Raw genomic sequence first — 14,415 nt, forward strand, 5'->3', positions numbered from 1 at the left:
GGCTACACTCCCCGCATTATCCCGTTCGAATCGTGAGGCATCGACATGACCAAACCCGCCGGCGTATTCCTCCAGATCATTGGCGTGCTGATGATCCTGTACGGATTCACGGAGGCCGCAGAGGGCGGCAGCCAGTGGCCGATATGGGCCGGTCTCGGGCTCCTGGTGTGGGGCGGCATCGGCATCCGCAAGCGGATTGACCAGGAGACCGGTGTCACGAAGACTGACGACGATCGGAAATGATCCGGAGCGTGGCTGTTTCCAGGTGCTGAACGCGCTCGAAACAGTCATCCGGGTCATCCGGGCCGTACCGCCGCAGGGCCACATCGACGCCGGCATAGTCGAGGCCGGTGGCGCCGGCCATGCCCACTCTCCACTGGGTCTGGCAGCGCAGGAACACCTCCACTGCATCCCAGTTCTCCGGCCATACGTCGATCGGTTCATCCCGCTCCTCTCGCTGCCTGAGTGCCGCTTTCAGTTCCGGGGATAGGTTCTGGTCGTCCGCCGCGCGCCCCCGGTCGATCAACCTGCGCGCGACGTCTTCGAGTTTTTTGCCGCACCACCCCCGGTCGATACCTCCTGCAGCGCCCGCTCCAGGGCGTGAAGCAACGGGATGGACTGTCCCAGGTACTGCTCCAGGGTCTCGCGCGAGAACGGGATCGCCGCGCCGGTGTCCGGGTCGTGTGGGCCGCTCCAGTCGACCACGTGTTCCAGCAGCAGCCCGACCGGGTCGGGCCGGCTCCCGGCGGAAAGCTGGTTCACCTGATCGGTGGAGAGCGGCCGGATCCGTGCCTCGAACTCATACGTCTCGGTCTCGCCATGGTCCGCGGCCTCCACCACCTGCACCGGCCACCACACCGGGGCCCGTTCTTTCCGGAAGGCGCGCATCAGGAGTACACCAGCATCAGCTCGTCATCCTCGCCGGTGGCGCGGAATCCGAGGTCATATGTGGCGATGCCGTTGCGGCTGTCGTACGGCAGCTGGGTGTACTGCGTGCGCGGCATCACCAAGCGGACACGTCGGCCCGCTCCGGTTCCGATACCCGCGGCGATGGCCACGTAGTTGCCCTGCGACCAATCCTTGTACGGGTTGAAGTCCCCGAGGCCGGTCACCTCCGGGTCCACCGATCCTGTGGGGTCGCGCTCGGTGATCAGGAAGCCCCGGAACCCGTCTTCGGCCTGCATGTCGTTACGCGGCTGCACTTCATTCGCCATGTCGGCCTGCACGGAGTTGACGGCCACCTGCTGCATGTCGAGGTTGCCGATGGTCATCCGGGCACCCAGGGCGGGCGTGGGCACCTGGTCAAGGTATTCCCCGGAAATGGGGCCGCCCGGCGCGGGCTCCAGGTACTTGCCCGACAGGGTGAACGTGATCTGCGGGATCTCCGCGCGGGTGATATTGAGGGAGAACGTGGCACGGGCCCCGGCCACCTTGTGCAGGTTGCCGTCGAGGTCGTAGCGCAGGTAGACCGAATCCTGGTCGTTCGGGCGCGGGGAAGCGGGCCGATATACCCAGGCGTCCGCAGCGGCATCCACCGTGCCCGCCGCCTCGCTGTCCTCGCCCTCCAGTTCGTCGCTGGCGTCGGGCATCGCCTGCAGGTCGCGCAGGTACAGGGTCTTCTCTTCCGGATCCCAGTCCGCGACGGTGCCCGCGGTTTCTTCGGCGGTGGTGTTCTGCACGGTCTCGCCGCGCTTGAAGTCGCCGGACACGCTCGTCAGCACCAGACGCGCGCCGTCCTCGCGCTCGAACGCGGATGCGCGCAGCAGCACGTCGGTCTCCGGGACCTTGAGTTCGTCGTTTTCGTCCAGGCCGGCGCCGCGCAGCTCGAGCGGCAGGCTCACCTCCTGCCGGCGGTCCACCACCACATGGCCCTGCGGGGACAGGGTGTCCCGCACGGTGTCACGGGTGACGGTGTTGCCCTCGACCGTCAGCGAGAGGTCGCTGTTCGGCAGCAGGGCGACGCGGTCGGCGCCCGGGTCCTTGCCGTATTCGGTCTCCAGCGCGACGTCGACGAATCGTTTGCGGATCAGCTTCGCCATTGCGGTGTCCTCGGTTACTGCGCGCCACCGCGCAGGTGATCGGTGTATCGGAAGGTGTCCTGCCAGCGGTCGATACCGGCCTGCGGGGCCTGGGCTTCACCGCCGGCGTATTCGAGCTGGATGGCCGGGTCGGGCTGCCAGCCCAGCAGCGCCTCCAGAACCTCGGTGCGCAGGGCCTCCATGGGCTCGCCGGCTTCCTGCGGCGGATCGGCCATCAGCAGCACGGCCACGGTGCGGGTGCGTGCCTGCCGGACCATGCCGGCCACGCCGTCTGCCTGCGCCGCGGTGTCGTTCGAGCGCAGCACGAACGCCGCGGGCAGCTCGCCGTCGACGTTCTCCACTTCGCTCAGGTCGCGCAGCAGGCGGGCACGCCCGGCCAGCGCGGGGCATTCGGCGTTCAGTCGGTCGACCAGGGCCTGCAGCTTCACGACTCTTTCCTCCCCAGCACCACGGTGGTGATGTAGCCGTCGTCCGATTCCTGCCGGTCGACGTACCAGGTGCCGGTGGACAGGGTGATACGGTCGCCGCTGCGCGGCTTCACCTGGCCGCTGCGGAAGTCGACGGTGGTGCGGCGCACGTACACGCCCCCCTCTTCCTCCGCGGGGGCGTCGAAGTGAGGCACCGCCTTCATCGACACCGGGTCACCGTCCGCCGGCAGGTACGTGGCGTCCTCGCCGAAGGCGTTGGCCATGGCGTCGTGCATGGGTCCGAATTCGATCATCGGTTGGCCCTCGCGACAGCGCGGTCGATCCGCCGGCGCAGTTCGTGTTCCAGGGTCGAGAGGTAGACCTCTTCGGCGCGCTGCAGAACCTGCCGCTCGACACCGGACTCCTGCAGCATCTGCGGTACAGCGGGGCCGAACAGCTGTTCCACGGGCAGCCGCGCGGACCCCTCCCGCCGGAACAGGCGGCTCGAAGGCATGGAGCCCTGGCCGAAGAACCCGCCGGACAGCAGGCGGCGGCCGGTGGACCGGCGGACGTTCAGCGTGACCCCGCGCCGGGTCTGGCGCGCGCCGAAGCGCGACAGGGGCAGCCGGACACCGCGGGACTCGATCAGCGCCTCGGGACGCGTCCGGCTCGCGCGCGTGATACGGAATGTGCCGCGCACCTCGGCAGCGGGCACGTTGTAGACCTGTCGGATGGCGGAGCTCGCGCGGGTTCGGGTTGCCGTGGTCGCACGGTTGAGCGCCCGGGAGATCGAATCCGGAACGATCCCGATCGACACCTCGCGCGCGATGCGCTCGAGCTGCCGGATAGAGGCGCCCTGCGTGTCGAGCTCGATCACGCGGCACCCCCGATTCTGCCGATCAGCTCGAGGCCGCCGAACGCGCCCAGCAGGCCCCCCAGCGCTGAGGCAAGGACCATTGCGCCGGCGGCCTTCCAGCGGAGCTTCTCCAGCTCCTGCACGCGCTCGCGGAGATCCTTGATCTCCCGGGCATGACCGTTCATACGGTCGGCTCCGTTGCTCATGCGCTCTTCCACCCGCGCGAGGTTGGTGATCGCCTCGGCCATCTGATCGACCTTCGCGTCGAGCTTGTTCATGCGATCCAGGACCACATCGACCACTCGATCATCTGACATCCAAGCCTCCATCGGTTGTCTTGGGTGCAGCGGCCCGGCGCGTGTGCCGAGGACCCCGACGCCAGGCCGCCCAGCCGCCGATGCGCACGCCGGCGTAGATCGCCCAGCGGTGACGGCGCGAGACGCCCTCTGCCACCATCGCGTCCAGGAAGATGCGATCCGCGGTGCGGCGGGTGATGGGCAGGTTGTCGACGGCCTGCGCGTGGTACAGCCAGTCGTGCAGCGCGGCGCTCTGCTCTGCCCGGCCCTTCAGCCAGGCGTGCAGGAACGGGATGCGCGGGACCGAATCCCAGTCGAATTCGAAGCCGGCCGGGATGCGGATCGTGCGGTCGATGCGTTCCGAGACGAACCGCGCGGGCCGCACGGTGCGGGACCAGCCCGGCCGCACGGCCTGGGTCACCAGGCGGTCGAGCCAAGCATCGCCGATCAGGGGATATCCGGACGGCATGATCATCCCCGAGACTCCACCCGAGCGGCGGCGTCATCGATCCAGTCGATCACGCGCTCCACGCGTTCGACGTCGTCCGGATCCAGCAGGCCGTCGCCGATGCGGGATTCCAGCTCGGCACGCAGGGCGCCCAGCAGTTCTGCCAGCAGGGTGGCGTCGGCGAGGTCGAGGTCATCCCAGGGGATTGCATCCTCGACTGCCTGCGCCAGGGCCTCCAGCGTGGTCTCCCCGGTGGCGACCGGGCGGATTTCCACCAGCACGTGGCGGGCGCGTTCCGCGCGGAGGCTGTCGTCCCCCAGGTAGCGCAGGGTCGCGTACTGCACGGCGGCGCGGGCACCGCCGCCCATGCGCTCGAGCGTGGCGCAGGCGCTCAGGCCCGCGGCCGCAGCCGAGGCCACAGCGGTGGCGAGAAAGCTTCGGCGGTTCATGCGTGGGCCTCCAGCATGTCGGCGATCAGCCGGTGATAGCGGGCGGGCTCATTGGCCTGCAGCACGTACTCGATCGGCTCGCGGCCGTGCCCGACCCAGGGCACACGCTGCGGCCGGGTGTCGATGTGGAACATGCAGTAATCGCCGGGCGTGCCCCGTAGCATCAGCGAGTCATAGATGCCCAGGCCGCCCACGGCCGGGTGGCGGCGGGCGATCTCCAGCACCTTGGCGGCGTGGTCCCAGTGCACGTAGAAGTCGGTCGCACGCGACAGGCGCTCGCCGCCCTGCGTGCTGTGCTGGCTGGTGCCCTCCGACCGCACATGCGCCCCGGGCTCCGGCGACGGATAGAACGGCACCCCGGCGCTGGTGCGCAGCTGGGACAGGACCAGGATCACGGATGCCTCGAGCTCGGAGAGCACGCCCTCGGGCCACTCTTCCGGCTGGAGGGCGTCGGTGACATCGTCCTGCCAGTCGAGTTCCGAGGCCGGGATCATCCGCCCGGACTCGATCTCCGGCAGGCGCTTGTGCAGGCTGGTCAGACTCACGGGTCAGCCCTCGCCTTCGGCCCGGCCGGAGATCTCCGCCTTGATGGCGTCGACCAGCGTGGTGCGGCCCTTGCCGCCCTCTTCCCGCTCCCGGAGCTCGACCAGCTTGCCGTCGCCAAGATCCGGCAGGATCTCGACGATCTGGTCGACGTTGTGGGCCAGGATTGCATCAGCGGCCGCGTCCAGTGCCGGCTTCGCCGATTTGGACCGGGACGCCGCGGGGTCCTTGTACTCCCGCGCAAAGCCGCGCTCGATCAGGCTGCGGGCTTCGGCCTCGTTCAATTCGGTGACCTCGCCGGGGGCAACATCACCCCCGGCGACCACCAGCGTCACAGTGGCGGTGATCTCCATGGTGGTCACCGCACCGTGACGCACATGGAGTGATTGACGCGGGTCGGCACCACCAGGGGCGCGGACTGCGACATCACGTACCGGACGGCCGGATCCTGTTCGACCCAGGATTTCGGGAAGATCGGCACGGCCTGGTAGCCGGCCGCTTCATCCCGGATGGCGCCGAACGCCTGCGCGCCCTCGAGCGCCTGACCGGACAGGATCACGGTGTGGCTCGGCAGGATCGGCTTTTCTTCGCCATCGGCCGGGTCGATGTACCAGTCGGCGTACAGGAAGAAGTTGAAACCGTCGACGGTGCCCATGTAGGTGCCGCCCTGGGCATCCGGGCCGCCCATCGACATGAGCGAGTTGTCGACCCAGCGCAGGTCGAGGCGCTTCTTGAAGTCCTCGTCCTGATTGAGCTGCTTCCAGGCTTCAACATCCAGGGTGACGTCGACCGGCTTCGCGCCGGAGGCCTGCAGGGCTTCGAGGGCCCACTTGTTCAGGTCAGCCAGCGGAGACACGCCACTCTCACCCCACCGGTCCTCGCCGGTCAGGGTCTTGGTCAGGCTGCTCTTGCGGCCGAAGTCGACCACCTGCGTCGGGTAGTCCGCTCCCTGAACAGTGACCTGACCCTTGCGCAACGCCTCAGACGCCATGACCTCCATGCGGCGCCAGACCATTTCGTCGTGCTCCATCATGGTCTGCACCATCAGCATCTCGAGACGCTCCATCGGGCTCATGGCCCCGCCAATGGACTCACCGGCCGCGCGCTTCAGAGGACGGTTGGGATCCCACGGCGTCTTGGCCTTGATATAGGCGGGCTTGAAGGTCTTGGTGGTATGGCCGCTCGCCTCCACCACCTTGCCGGCCACGACCGGGGACACGAACGGCGCAAGCCGACGCGTGCGATCGATCACGTCGAAGTGGATTTCCTCGCTGGTTTCGGTCTGCTCGAACGGGAAGAACCGATCCAGGAGGAAAGTCGACGGGCGCTTCAGGCTTTCCCGAATGCCCATCATGTAGTTTGTGGAAAAGAGCATGTTATCCATTGGTCAGTCTCCTGATCAGGCGGCCTGGACCGGCATGAGGATGATTCCCTTCTCGCGCAGGCCCTCCCGGATGCTCTCCAGGTCGTGACCGTCGCCAAGGGTGAGAGCGGGCTCGGCAAAGTCGCCGCGGCTGTAGGCGATCGCGGCGGTGTCGCCGCCGGTGGCGTCGACGTCCTGCGCGAGGATCAGGTCCGGCGTCTCGCTGCCGTCGTCAGCCGCAGACTTCGAAAGCAGGTGTTTGCCGTCTCCGTCCTTGCCGATGACGGCACCGCGCTTGAGTTCCTGCCCGTCCTTCACGGTGATGGAGCGCGCCACCAGAAGGTGGGCATTGCCGGCGACGAGAATGTCGTTCTCGAAGTCGGAGCTATCGAACATTGCGTGGCTCATTGGTCGTTCCTCCGGTTAGTGGGCCGAGCCCTGGAAACGGGCGACGGCGGCCTTGGCCGCGGCGCGTTCGTCCCAGTCGCCGGATTCGGTGTCGGCGCCGATGTCATGGCCGTTGGTGTGGGCCAGGCTCGGCAGACGGCTGGTTTCGAGCGTGGCCGGCACCGGCGCCGCATCCATCACGCTCTTGGCCACATCGAGGGACAGGCCCTGTTCGATGCAGGTCTTGGCCATGCCGATGTCGCGGCCTTCGTCCTGGGCATGCGCCAGAATCCCGGCGACGCGGGCCTTCTCTTCCTCGCGGCCCTGTTCCAGGCCGGCGGCCAGACCTTCGGCGTGCGCTTCGGCGCGGGCGGCTTCGAGGGCTTCGTTCGAGTTGGCGGCATCGGGCTGCTGGGTATCGCCCGCCGCCTTGGTCTTGTCAGTCATGGTCATGTCCTCTGCGCTGACGTTGGCCCGGGCGGCTTGCCCGGCAGGGAGTGCCACAGACCGCGTGGCCTGCAGCTCGGAAAGCAGCTGGTCGAAAGTGGCGACCCGATCCGCGAGACCGGCCTCGACCGCGGCCGGGGCGCGGTAGGTGCGCGCCTGGGTGCCGCGCACGTGTTCGGCGGTGAGGCCCCGCCCATCCACCACGGCCTGGACGAAGTCGCCATAGAGCGAATCGATTTCGGCCTGGAAGTCCGCGCGCACGGCGGCCGGAAGGGGCTCATACGGGTTGCCGTCGACCTTGTGGTCGCCGGCGAAGATCTGCGTCACCTCGATCCCGTCGCTGTCGAGGGCGCGGGAGAAATCGACGTGGCGCATCACCACGCCGATGGAGCCGACCAGACCGGTCGGCGTCACCACGATTTCGTCCGCCTGCGAGGCGATCAGGTAGCCGGCGCTGAGCGCGAGCGTGTCGACCATCGCGATGACGCGCTTGCCGCCGGCCAGGTCCCGCAGCGAGGCGGCCAGCTCGAATGCACCAGAGACCTCGCCGCCGGGTGTGTCCAGGTTCAGGGCGATGGTCTCCACCTGCGGGTCGTCCGCGGCGGCCTCGATGGCCCGGGCCACTTCCTGGTAGCCGCGGATGAGCATGGAATCGGCAGTCATGCGGGTGCGGTGCGCGAGGCCGCCGAACACGTCGATCCGGGCCAGGCCGGCGCCGTGGGCGTAATAGACCTGGCCGGTCCGGTCATCGGCGCGCCGCACCCCCGGTTGCGTGGTGAAAAGCGAGTCATCGCGGCCGTGATCATTCAGCTCGGGTTCGGCCCCCAGCAGACGGCCGCCAAGGCCGGCGATGATCGCGTCCAGTTTCTCCGGGTGCATCAGCAACGGGGTGTTGAAGATGCGGCTGGCGAGATGGGGGTACTTCATTCGGAGGCCTCCGGGGTCGGGTTGGCGGCCGCGCCGGAGGCCGGCGGATCGTCTTCGCGCTCCGGGGCCACGGGCTCGTGCATGACCGGCCGCTCGGTCAGATCCGTCAGGCCCAGTTCCTGCGCCTTGCGGCGCTCGCGCGCACGCTGTTCCAGCACCTCTTCCCAGTCCTGGCCCTGTTCCGCGGCTTCGTCCTCGAGGGTGGAGAGACCGGCCTCCATGCGGATCTTGGCGGCGTTGGCCTCTTTCACCGGGTCGACCCAGCCACGGCCGGAGAAGACCCAGCGGCAGCGGGAGTAGGCGTAGCGGTTGGCGAGGTAGTCGGCGTGGGATACGCCCGGCAGGCGGCCAGCCCATGCGGCCTCTTCCATCCACAGTTCATAGATGGGGCGCAGCCAGTGGTCCTTGATCCAGCGCCGGCGGCCCTGGAAGTAGCGCCAGGCTTCCAGCAGGGCCGCGCGGGCGCTGCTGTAGTTGGTCTTGCTGAAGTCCTTGAGCAGCAGCTCATACGGGATGTTCAGACCCGTGGCGATCTGCCGCATGGTCGACTCCATGAACTGCTCAAACGCCGGGTTCGGGCTGGACGGGTTGAACGCGCTCATGCGGGCGCCAGCCGGAAGCGGGATCACCGACGCGCCCTGCAGGCGACCGTGGTATCCGGACAGCTGGTCCTTCCAGGCCTGGCTCGGGTTCGAACCGAACAATTCGGCGGCGGCGTCCGGCGAGAGGTCGGACTCCAGGAACGCGGCGATCATCGATTGCGCGACGGCCGTTTCCAGGTGAGCTTCGGAGTATTTCCCGGCCAGCCGGAATTCCTTCATCACGCTGGTGACGATCGGCTTGCCACGGCTCTGCCCCGTGCGTTCCTTGTCGTGCAGGTGGATGACGCGCTGTAGGCCATCCGGCGTAAACCACGGGACGCGGTCATAGGCATAGGGCTCGCTGAGCCGGTGCCATCCGAGGCGATCGCCGGGATGCGTGCGCTGGATGTAGGCCGCGACCGGCGCGCCATGACGGTCGAGCTCGATCCCGCCGCGAATATCGACGCGGTGATAGAGTTGCGGCGGCGTGGCCAGACGGTCGGATTCGATCAGCTGGATGCGGGTGTTCCAGCGGTGGCCGGGCCGCGGGACCCAGACCGGGAGCGCCACCGCGTCCCCGTTGAGGAACGCGGCCCCCAGGGCCTGCAGGGTCAGGCCCAGGAGATTCATCTGCCGACCGGCATCGGCCTCCACCGTGTTGGCCCAGGACTCGAACTCGGTTTCGTTGGCCTTGGACCATTCCTCGGCTTCGTCCCGCCCCCAGCCGAGCATGCGATAGTGCGGCTTGCTCGACAGCTTCAGGGTGTTGCCGACGATGTTGTCCTTGAGCGTCTGGATACCGCTCGAGGCAACGCCATTGTTCCGGGACAGATCGCGGGAGCGCGGGATCAGCGTGGACAGATCCGGGATCAGGTCCGAATCCGCCGATCCGCCGAACGGCATCCACTCACGCATAGTGCGCTCGGTCGGGTCCGCCGCGGTGTGGGCCGCGGCTTCCGCCTCGGGGCGCTCCGGCGCGGCGTGCTCGGCCAGGTTGCGGCGACGGCCGGCCATCAGCCGACCCCCAGGGTAATGGGGCCACGACCGGGGCGGCCGTTTTTCTTCGCGCGGATGGCGCCGCTCAGGGCCTGGATGTAGGCCTCGAGGCGCGCGGGCTCGGAATACTGCACCTGCCGGTCGCCATAGCGCAGGGTGACCGACCGCTTGCCGGTGTTCAGCGCATGGAGCCCGTCCAGCGCTTCATCGCGCCGCTTGCGCAGCTCCGAGAGGGGGAGGTGTTGAAACAGTCCAGCGTCCATGCGTGGACCGTAACCCCGCCCGTTCGGACAATTTTAGGTGACAATTGTCTTAGGAAATGACGCCCGCACCGACTGAAACACGCATAATGGAGTCTCGCTTCCACATGGTAACTATAACGTAATCGGTCGCAACAGAACGAGCGCGTTGCGCAGCCGACCGTCACCCATACTCTTTCTCTAACTCATAGCATTATGCTTGGAACGGTCAACCCTGAGGCCTCTTCCAGCGGCGCCGCTTGCTTCGCCTTCAAAGTTAAGTCGTTTCACCTATTCTGTTAACCTAGGGGGGGGGGGGCAACCCCGACCATAAAAAACCGTAGTACACGTCAATTGAACAGAGACCTCAAAAAGGACCCCGAAAATGAGTTCAGATCTATTTAAGGCCAAACTCGGTCGATCGCTCATAGAGATTCAGCAAAGGTTTCACCAAAAGTCGATTGCTATAGCCGACTCTGCCATGATTCTTGTTAGCAGCCATCTATTATCTCTTGACGAGGACGACCTGAGCGATCCAGAGCTGGCAAAGTCGTTTCGCAGCCTAGAAAGCAATTTAACAAATGCCGGTATGAACATAGAAAACCACTTCGCCGGAATGCTCTTGACGAGTGTTGTTACAGAAGTGGAGACCTATCTCATAGATGTTACCAAGATATTACTCCTATACTATCCACACAAAATTGGCAACAAGCCATTCAAACTCAAAGACGCACTTAATAAGACACGGGACGAGCTGGTTCTAGAGGCGGCTGAGAAACATCTCCAAAGCTTGATGCATAAAAGCCCAAAGGAGTATCTAAAAGACCTTGCCGAACTAATGTCTATCAACCCAAGATTGGTCGAGGAAAGCTGGCCATACTTCGTCGAGGCAAAGGCGCGACGAGACTTAGGTGTTCACAACAACTGGAAAGTCAATCCAACTTACAGAAGAAAGGTTGAACAAGTAGGTTTTTCACTGAGTGAGACGGACGGTATGTTTCTTTTTGCCGATAATGAATATCTGCTCGATACGATGAACCATTGCAACCGCTTGGTAGCATCAATCGGGGACCAGCTCCAATCCCAGTATTCGTTACATATACAAGTGGACTCTGGAGATGATTCTTGATCCATTCTAACTTCAGAATACTTGTCTTTCTTCGCGAACTGATGGCAAATCAAACTGAGGTAAAGCAGCACGCGAGCGGCTCGAGTGAAAAGCGCAGCACGGACAGCAATGCCCTACGGATGAACCGGAAACGACGTTTCCATTTATTAGATTGCACCATCGAAACAGGGGCCCTGTGGTGGTACAAATGGCACAAAGCACGTTTCCAGCCATAACCGGGCGTTACGAAGGAGTTTTAGCAGAGAGTGAGGCGTTACGCACCCAGCGCTGAACGGTTCGCCTGGACACACGAAACGTTCGAGATACCTCCTGGATGGATCGACCCTCTTTCAGCATATCGATAGCCCGTTCGCGCGCGGGTCGACCGCCCTGCGGGATGTAATGCGTGTCTCCTCCAGCGCGCATCTGGACCCGCTCCGAAATGCTGCGCGCCAGGTCCCGAGCCATGCGCTGGTCGAGCGGCGAGAACCGCTGGATACAGGTCTGGGCTTCGTGTTCGATGATTTCCAGGAAGTCGTTCTTCTGTTCCATGGTCATGTCTCGCTGAAGGGGATCGGGGAGAACGGGTCGGCACGCCTCGGAGATTCAGGCTCATTCTGGGAGTCACGCTCGGCGTTTCTGGAGCGGCGGCTCTCCGCAGCTTCGCGCAGGGCGTTGGAGTGCAGTTCTCTGGCCCAGGCCGGCGGCCTGTCCCAGTCCAGCCGGTTGCGCTTTCGCGTCAGCATGTGGTCGAGCAGAGCCCTGGTCATGGCGCACAAGTCCAGTGCCTCGTTCCGCTTTCGCACCTTCTGGTACTTGCCGTTGGCCTGCTTAACCTCGGCCCGCATCTCGTCCCAGAAATCCGCACGCAACCAGCTCCCCAGGTGGATCTTTCCCGGTCCCGAATCCTCACGATAGGCGCCGTTCAGAACCGCATCCTTCAGAGGGTTGGGGTTGCAGAGCAGGAACCAGACCGTCCGCGATCTGCCGGCCGACTTGTCCGAAGCCTTGGACTCCTTGACCGGCGCCGAACTGGACGAAGATGCACCTTTGTACAGCCAGGCTCTGCTGCGCAGCGCGTTGGGGAGAGACAGCCACCACGCGTAGGCATTGGCGGTCACCCCATCTTCTCCCCCGGTGTCCACGATGATCTCCGCCACGCGCAGCTCTTCTCCATCGACCGGTGTGCGGTATGTGGATGAAAGCAGATCCGTCAGAACCTCCCAGTCCTCCGGATACCTCGCGGGGTCGATCTGGGCGCAGCCGGATGACCTGGAACCCGGGCGCTTGCTGTCCCGGATGTCTCTGCGGTCGATCACCCACTGCTCATGCTCCGGGGCATGCGCGTGCGCCTGAATGACGAACCGGGAATCCTGACCGCCCTGGACGTCGACTGCGACGGTCACGAACCGGGCACCCTGGTCGGTTGGGACGATGAACTGCGGGAAATCCTCGGACAGCTCCGCCAGCTCGGCTTGGCCAGCCTCGCCTCGCAATGACCTCGGAAGATAGGGCTCCGCCTGATCGGTGTTGGTGGTGGTTCGCAGCGTCAGGTCCGAGCCGGACAACGCGTACTCGCGCAGCCCCTGGAGATATCGCAGGATGATCGACTCCCAGTTCTGGTAGGCCGCTGCCACGCCACCCAGCCAGTAGCTCGCAATGCTCGACTCCACCGCTTCACCCACCATCTCGCCATCCCGGGTCACGCTCATGCCATCCATCACCCAGCGGGCAGTGCGAATATCGTTGAGATGGTGTTTCCACTTCGCCTCGATCTGGCTGCCGCAGTGCGGACAGCACACGAATGCGTGCTGGCGCGCCATTCGCTTCAGATCGAGGCTGCGCACGGACTCCAGGAGTTCTTCCTCCGGGGGCAGCGTGGCGAACAGACTCAAGCCCGGGGCGGCCTCGAAATACTCGGAACAGTCCGGGCACTGCCAGTACCAGCGGCGACGGTCCCCCCGGTTGTAGATGCCGATGATGCCCGACGCCGGCGGACCTTCGTGGGGCGTCCCCGGCTGCCAATGTGGGTCGACGTACTCACGCCCCGGGCTGGACTCCACCATGCACATACCACGCGACAGGTAGGTCTGCGTGCGCTTCACCCCCAGTCCAAAAGGGGCCCCCTCCCCGTCTACGTTGTCGGGCATGCGGTCGTAGTCGGTCAGCGCGACGTAGCGGTAATCCGAGGACGCCAGCTGAGTCGCGCTCGGCCAGCCGATCTTGATCCACATGCCGTGGCGGGTCAGCTTGTCGTGAGTGTTGTCGTCGTGCCCGCGGGTGCTGATCAGGCGGTGAATCTCCGGGCTGTGACGGATCGCCCGGTCTACGCGAATCTTGCTGTACTCGCGCGCCTTCTCCTGGGTCATCTGCGTGATCAGCATGTCACCCGGGTCGTTCACGACGGCATGCGCCAGCCATCCGTCCAGCAGACCGAGGGTCTTCCCGGAGCGCGCCGGCCCGACAAAGCAGACCGCCTCATGCTGCCGGCTGGCGAGCATGTTCATCGGCTCGACCATGTACGGCGTCTCGCTCGCCGACCAAGGTCCGGAATACCCACCCGGCTGCCTCAGCACCAGCGTGCGCTCCACACCCTCGGCCACGGACACCTTGCGCGGCGGCACGAACGCATGGCTCGCGCCGCGGATCACCGGCCACGGCGAGGCGTAATCACCCATCAGTCACCTCCGGTGCCTCGACCGGCGCCAGCGCGCCAAGCCGCTCTACCAGGTCATTCATCGTCTCGTGGATGACCGCTTCCGCGGCCTCGGCCGAAGCCGGATCCAAACCGACCCGGCGCTCCAGGTTGTCCGGCATGGCCAGAAGCGACTGCGCGATGGCGGAGAATGCCGTCGCCACGGACGCCTCCACCTCGGATGCGGGGATCAATTCCCGATCACGCACCTGCAGTTCGCGGCGCATCTTCTCGCCGTCGTACCACTGCTTGCGCTCTCCTGGAGGGAGGGTTTCCGGGTCGATATCGCCTTCCGCCGTTTTGGCGGAGTATCGCCATTCGGCCACCTGACGCAGATCGAGAACCCAAGCCACTCCGCGCGACCCACGCTGAACCACCGGGCAGCCCTCACGGATCCACTTCTCCAGGGTGGGCAGCGTGATATCGAAGAACCACGCCGTCTCCGCCTTGTTGGCCCTCCGGCACTCCGGAATTGTCTCCGCTACATCCGCCATAGACCCTCAACGAAACAAAGCACAGGGCATGCCAAAAACTGTCGAAATTCGCGCCTCTCCGCACCCGCACGCGCCACATCCGCCAGAAGGACCCTCATGTCCGCCCATCCCAGTAAGTACGGATAGCCATCGGCTCCAGC

General features: G+C 65.5%; 21 protein-coding genes. 2 read left to right on the forward strand and 19 right to left on the reverse strand.

Translation table 11 applies throughout. The annotated features are described in order from the left end of the window. Positions 1-45 precede the first annotated feature (45 nt). Positions 46-243 carry a hypothetical protein gene (locus tag G020_RS0104935; protein WP_018935650.1) on the forward strand — a complete coding sequence of 66 codons (198 nt, stop codon included), beginning with the start codon at positions 46-48 and terminating at the stop codon, positions 241-243. Here G020_RS0104935 and G020_RS15240 read toward each other — a convergent pair. The 16 genes from G020_RS15240 to gpW are packed head-to-tail and all read right to left on the reverse strand — an operon-like array spanning position 215 to position 10,002. After that, entirely contained in the window at positions 215-526 is a 312-nt protein-coding gene (locus G020_RS15240) for a DUF1799 domain-containing protein (RefSeq protein ID WP_024328862.1), read from the reverse strand. The two genes, G020_RS0104935 and G020_RS15240, sit on opposite strands and share 29 nt — an antisense overlap. Next, positions 523-888, reverse strand: a complete 366-nt coding sequence (locus G020_RS15245) for a hypothetical protein (protein WP_018935652.1) — start codon at positions 886-888, stop codon at positions 523-525. The genes G020_RS15240 and G020_RS15245 overlap by 4 nt, the downstream gene beginning before the upstream one ends. Then, positions 888-2,039 carry a phage tail tube protein gene (locus G020_RS0104950; protein ID WP_018935653.1) on the reverse strand — a complete coding sequence of 384 codons (1,152 nt, stop codon included), beginning with the start codon at positions 2,037-2,039 and terminating at the stop codon, positions 888-890. The genes G020_RS15245 and G020_RS0104950 overlap by 1 nt, the downstream gene beginning before the upstream one ends. A gap of 14 nt (positions 2,040-2,053) precedes the next feature. Then, complete coding sequence (locus G020_RS0104955) at positions 2,054-2,467, reverse strand: hypothetical protein (RefSeq protein WP_018935654.1); 414 nt, start codon at positions 2,465-2,467, stop codon at positions 2,054-2,056. After that, positions 2,464-2,760 carry a hypothetical protein gene (locus tag G020_RS0104960; RefSeq protein WP_018935655.1) on the reverse strand — a complete coding sequence of 99 codons (297 nt, stop codon included), beginning with the start codon at positions 2,758-2,760 and terminating at the stop codon, positions 2,464-2,466. The genes G020_RS0104955 and G020_RS0104960 overlap by 4 nt, the downstream gene beginning before the upstream one ends. After that, on the reverse strand, positions 2,757-3,323 hold the full coding sequence (locus G020_RS0104965; protein ID WP_018935656.1) for a phage tail protein: 567 nt from the start codon (positions 3,321-3,323) through the stop codon (positions 2,757-2,759). The genes G020_RS0104960 and G020_RS0104965 overlap by 4 nt, the downstream gene beginning before the upstream one ends. Further along, the gene (locus G020_RS0104970; RefSeq protein WP_029681210.1) at positions 3,320-3,619 is read right to left on the reverse strand and encodes a hypothetical protein; all 300 of its coding nucleotides are present in this window, start codon (positions 3,617-3,619) and stop codon (positions 3,320-3,322) included. The genes G020_RS0104965 and G020_RS0104970 overlap by 4 nt, the downstream gene beginning before the upstream one ends. Further along, complete coding sequence (locus tag G020_RS14760) at positions 3,609-4,067, reverse strand: DUF1353 domain-containing protein (RefSeq protein WP_231363042.1); 459 nt, start codon at positions 4,065-4,067, stop codon at positions 3,609-3,611. The genes G020_RS0104970 and G020_RS14760 overlap by 11 nt, the downstream gene beginning before the upstream one ends. Positions 4,068-4,069: 2 nt before the next feature. After that, positions 4,070-4,495 (reverse strand): hypothetical protein, encoded by a 426-nt coding sequence (locus tag G020_RS0104980; protein ID WP_018935659.1) that lies wholly within the window; start codon positions 4,493-4,495, stop codon positions 4,070-4,072. After that, positions 4,492-5,040 (reverse strand): hypothetical protein, encoded by a 549-nt coding sequence (locus tag G020_RS0104985; RefSeq protein ID WP_018935660.1) that lies wholly within the window; start codon positions 5,038-5,040, stop codon positions 4,492-4,494. Before G020_RS0104985 ends, G020_RS0104980 begins: the two co-directional genes overlap by 4 nt. A 3-nt stretch (positions 5,041-5,043) precedes the next feature. Beyond that, positions 5,044-5,391 carry a hypothetical protein gene (locus G020_RS0104990; RefSeq protein ID WP_231363043.1) on the reverse strand — a complete coding sequence of 116 codons (348 nt, stop codon included), beginning with the start codon at positions 5,389-5,391 and terminating at the stop codon, positions 5,044-5,046. Between the two features lie 5 nt (positions 5,392-5,396). Further along, a complete protein-coding gene (locus G020_RS0104995; protein ID WP_018935662.1) occupies positions 5,397-6,422 on the reverse strand; it encodes a major capsid protein in 1,026 nt (341 codons plus the stop codon). A 15-nt stretch (positions 6,423-6,437) separates the two neighbouring features. Continuing rightward, on the reverse strand, positions 6,438-6,809 hold the full coding sequence (locus G020_RS0105000) for a head decoration protein (RefSeq protein WP_026287607.1): 372 nt from the start codon (positions 6,807-6,809) through the stop codon (positions 6,438-6,440). Positions 6,810-6,824: 15 nt separating this feature from the next. After that, positions 6,825-8,162: a S49 family peptidase gene (locus G020_RS0105005; protein WP_018935664.1), complete on the reverse strand. Its 1,338-nt coding sequence runs from the start codon at positions 8,160-8,162 to the stop codon at positions 6,825-6,827. After that, positions 8,159-9,757 (reverse strand): phage portal protein, encoded by a 1,599-nt coding sequence (locus G020_RS0105010; RefSeq protein WP_018935665.1) that lies wholly within the window; start codon positions 9,755-9,757, stop codon positions 8,159-8,161. The genes G020_RS0105005 and G020_RS0105010 overlap by 4 nt, the downstream gene beginning before the upstream one ends. Further along, positions 9,757-10,002 (reverse strand): gpW family head-tail joining protein, encoded by a 246-nt coding sequence (gpW, locus tag G020_RS0105015; RefSeq protein ID WP_018935666.1) that lies wholly within the window; start codon positions 10,000-10,002, stop codon positions 9,757-9,759. The genes G020_RS0105010 and gpW overlap by 1 nt, the downstream gene beginning before the upstream one ends. Positions 10,003-10,363: 361 nt before the next feature. Here gpW and G020_RS15250 point away from each other — a divergent pair, with 361 nt between their 5' ends. Next, positions 10,364-11,107, forward strand: coding sequence for a hypothetical protein (locus G020_RS15250; protein WP_156002695.1), 744 nt, complete (start codon positions 10,364-10,366; stop codon positions 11,105-11,107). Positions 11,108-11,329: 222 nt separating this feature from the next. Here the strand turns inward: G020_RS15250 and G020_RS0105020 are convergent, their stop codons facing one another. From G020_RS0105020 to G020_RS14890, 3 genes are read right to left on the reverse strand one after another with little or no spacing between them, the layout of a single operon-like run. Continuing rightward, positions 11,330-11,638 (reverse strand): helix-turn-helix domain-containing protein, encoded by a 309-nt coding sequence (locus G020_RS0105020; protein WP_156002698.1) that lies wholly within the window; start codon positions 11,636-11,638, stop codon positions 11,330-11,332. Between the two features lie 2 nt (positions 11,639-11,640). Beyond that, positions 11,641-13,764 (reverse strand): terminase gpA endonuclease subunit, encoded by a 2,124-nt coding sequence (locus G020_RS0105025; protein ID WP_018935668.1) that lies wholly within the window; start codon positions 13,762-13,764, stop codon positions 11,641-11,643. Next, a complete protein-coding gene (locus G020_RS14890) occupies positions 13,757-14,275 on the reverse strand; it encodes a DUF1441 family protein (RefSeq protein WP_018935669.1) in 519 nt (172 codons plus the stop codon). Before G020_RS14890 ends, G020_RS0105025 begins: the two co-directional genes overlap by 8 nt. Positions 14,276-14,415 lie beyond the last annotated feature (140 nt).

Origin of the sequence: Thioalkalivibrio sp. ALR17-21 (genome assembly GCF_000420185.1) — a bacterium.
Taxonomy (GTDB): Bacteria; Pseudomonadota; Gammaproteobacteria; order Ectothiorhodospirales; family Ectothiorhodospiraceae; genus Thioalkalivibrio; species Thioalkalivibrio halophilus.

Bases quoted from the DNA above. Each gene is read 5' to 3' on its own strand.
- G020_RS0105025 (WP_018935668.1), bottom strand. From the start codon at position 13,764: ATGGGTGATTACGCCTCGCCGTGGCCGGTGATCCGCGGCGCGAGCCAT.
- G020_RS0105020 (WP_156002698.1), bottom strand. From the start codon at position 11,638: ATGGAACAGAAGAACGACTTCCTGGAAATCATCGAACACGAAGCCCAG.
- G020_RS15245 (WP_018935652.1), bottom strand. From the start codon at position 888: ATGCGCGCCTTCCGGAAAGAACGGGCCCCGGTGTGGTGGCCGGTGCAG.
- G020_RS0104950 (WP_018935653.1), bottom strand. From the start codon at position 2,039: ATGGCGAAGCTGATCCGCAAACGATTCGTCGACGTCGCGCTGGAGACC.
- G020_RS0104995 (WP_018935662.1), bottom strand. From the start codon at position 6,422: ATGGATAACATGCTCTTTTCCACAAACTACATGATGGGCATTCGGGAA.
- G020_RS0105005 (WP_018935664.1), bottom strand. From the start codon at position 8,162: ATGAAGTACCCCCATCTCGCCAGCCGCATCTTCAACACCCCGTTGCTG.
- G020_RS14890 (WP_018935669.1), bottom strand. From the start codon at position 14,275: ATGGCGGATGTAGCGGAGACAATTCCGGAGTGCCGGAGGGCCAACAAG.
- G020_RS0104960 (WP_018935655.1), bottom strand. From the start codon at position 2,760: ATGATCGAATTCGGACCCATGCACGACGCCATGGCCAACGCCTTCGGC.
- G020_RS0104970 (WP_029681210.1), bottom strand. From the start codon at position 3,619: ATGTCAGATGATCGAGTGGTCGATGTGGTCCTGGATCGCATGAACAAG.
- G020_RS0105000 (WP_026287607.1), bottom strand. From the start codon at position 6,809: ATGAGCCACGCAATGTTCGATAGCTCCGACTTCGAGAACGACATTCTC.
- G020_RS0104935 (WP_018935650.1), top strand. From the start codon at position 46: ATGACCAAACCCGCCGGCGTATTCCTCCAGATCATTGGCGTGCTGATG.
- G020_RS0104980 (WP_018935659.1), bottom strand. From the start codon at position 4,495: ATGAACCGCCGAAGCTTTCTCGCCACCGCTGTGGCCTCGGCTGCGGCC.
- G020_RS0105010 (WP_018935665.1), bottom strand. From the start codon at position 9,757: ATGGCCGGCCGTCGCCGCAACCTGGCCGAGCACGCCGCGCCGGAGCGC.
- gpW (WP_018935666.1), bottom strand. From the start codon at position 10,002: ATGGACGCTGGACTGTTTCAACACCTCCCCCTCTCGGAGCTGCGCAAG.
- G020_RS14760 (WP_231363042.1), bottom strand. From the start codon at position 4,067: ATGCCGTCCGGATATCCCCTGATCGGCGATGCTTGGCTCGACCGCCTG.
- G020_RS15250 (WP_156002695.1), top strand. From the start codon at position 10,364: ATGAGTTCAGATCTATTTAAGGCCAAACTCGGTCGATCGCTCATAGAG.
- G020_RS0104990 (WP_231363043.1), bottom strand. From the start codon at position 5,391: ATGGAGATCACCGCCACTGTGACGCTGGTGGTCGCCGGGGGTGATGTT.